We start from the raw sequence: 1,500 nt of genomic DNA, 5'->3' as shown, positions 1-1,500 counted from the left end.
AGGCCATTGACATCTACGTCAACAACCGCCTGGTCGCCCGCGGCGAGGTGGTGTTGGTGGAAGACCGGCTGGGCGTGACCATGACGGAAATCATCAAGTCGGACCGCGGCTGATGGCGGTTCCGTCCGACAGCGGCGCGCGCCCCGCCAGGGCAGCCCAGGCCCAGCCAGCAGCGGCAGCCGCCACCGGCGCGACCGCGCCGGGACGCAGCGTGCGGCTGCGCGGCGGGCTGGACGTGGCGACGCTGGTCGGGCTGGCGGCGGCGGCCGGGGTGATCCTGATCGCCATCACCACCGGCGGATCGGCCCGCGCCTTCCTGGACCCGCCGTCGCTGCTGATCGTGCTGGGCGGAACGCTGGCGGTCACCACCGCCTCCTTCTCGCTGGGCGACGTGGCGGTGGCCTGGAAGAATGCGGCGGCGGTGCTGGTCCACCAGACGCTCGACCCCAAGGGCGTGGCGCGGCAGGTGCTCCTGCTGGCCGAGGCCGCCCGCCGGGCCGGACCGGAGACCCTGCGCAACGTCCTGCCGGAACTGCGCGGCGAGCCCTTCCTGCACCGCAGCGTCACCCTGATCACCGAGGGTCTGCCACCCGACGCCATCGAGCGGATGCTGACCGGCGAGGTCGAGGCGACCGCCGGCGGCCACGGCAAGAGCGCCGGCGTGCTGCGCCGCGCCTCGGAAGTGGCACCGGCGATGGGGCTGATCGGCACGCTGGTCGGTCTGGTGCAGATGCTGGGCAGCCTGAGCGACCCGTCGGCCATCGGCCCGGCGATGGCGCTGGCGCTGCTGACGACCTTCTACGGGGCCGTGCTCGGCAATGTCGTCCTCTCCCCGCTCGCCGCCAAGGTGGAGCGGGCGGCGGAGGAGGACGCGCTGGTCAAGACCCTCTATACCATCGGCGCCGTATCCATCGCGCGCCAGGAGAATCCGCGGCGTCTGGAGATGCTCCTGAACGCCGTCCTGCCGCCTGGAAAGCGGATCCAGTATTTCGACCGGGAAGCCCCGAGAGTGGGAGCGTAAGGCTATGCGTCTGCTGATCGTTGGAACGTTGGAAGGCTACATCACCGCCGCCGGCAAGATCGCCATGAAGCGGGGGGCCAAGGTGTCGCACACCGACAGCATCGAAGGGGCGCTGAACGCCTTGCGTGCCGCCGCCGGTGCCGACCTGGTGATGATCGACGTCAAGCTGGACATCGCCACCTTCATCGACAGCCTGAAGGCGGAGCGGATCACCATCCCGGTGGTGGCCTGCGGCATCGGCACCGACGCGGCGGCGGCGGTACGCGCCATCCGCGCCGGCGCCAAGGAATATCTGCCGCTGCCGCCCAATGCCGAGCTGATCGCCGCGGTACTGGAGGCGGTGGCGGAGGAAAGCCACTCCATCGTCTGCAGCGACCCGGCGATGCTGGCGACGCTGCGGCTGGCCGAGCAGGTGGCGCCCAGCGACGCTTCGGTCATGATCACCGGCGAGAGCGGCACGCGGCAAGGAACTGATGGCC

At 70.9% G+C, this 1,500-nt stretch carries 2 protein-coding genes and 1 pseudogene; all 3 read left to right on the top strand.

What is annotated here, in order from left to right; all coding sequences use genetic code 11:
- Positions 1–113: FliM/FliN family flagellar motor switch protein (locus tag I71_RS36670; protein ID WP_199902309.1), on the top strand; the 113-nt coding region annotated here is incomplete at its 5' end.
- Positions 113–1,021: a motility protein A gene (locus I71_RS31935; RefSeq protein ID WP_083897492.1), complete on the top strand. Its 909-nt coding sequence runs from the start codon at positions 113–115 to the stop codon at positions 1,019–1,021. The genes I71_RS36670 and I71_RS31935, both read left to right, overlap by 1 nt.
- 4 nt (positions 1,022–1,025) lie before the next feature.
- Positions 1,026–1,500: pseudogene (locus I71_RS31930) on the top strand (sigma 54-interacting transcriptional regulator); the annotation flags it as partial.

Source organism: Azospirillum sp. B506 (assembly GCF_000333595.1).
In the GTDB taxonomy this organism is placed as follows: domain Bacteria; phylum Pseudomonadota; class Alphaproteobacteria; order Azospirillales; family Azospirillaceae; genus Azospirillum.
The sequence above is the reverse complement of the archived record's forward strand: the minus strand, read 5'-3'. Positions and strand labels throughout refer to the sequence as shown.

Bases quoted from the DNA above. Each gene is read 5' to 3' on its own strand.
- I71_RS31935 (WP_083897492.1), top strand. From the start codon at position 113: ATGGCGGTTCCGTCCGACAGCGGCGCGCGCCCCGCCAGGGCAGCCCAG.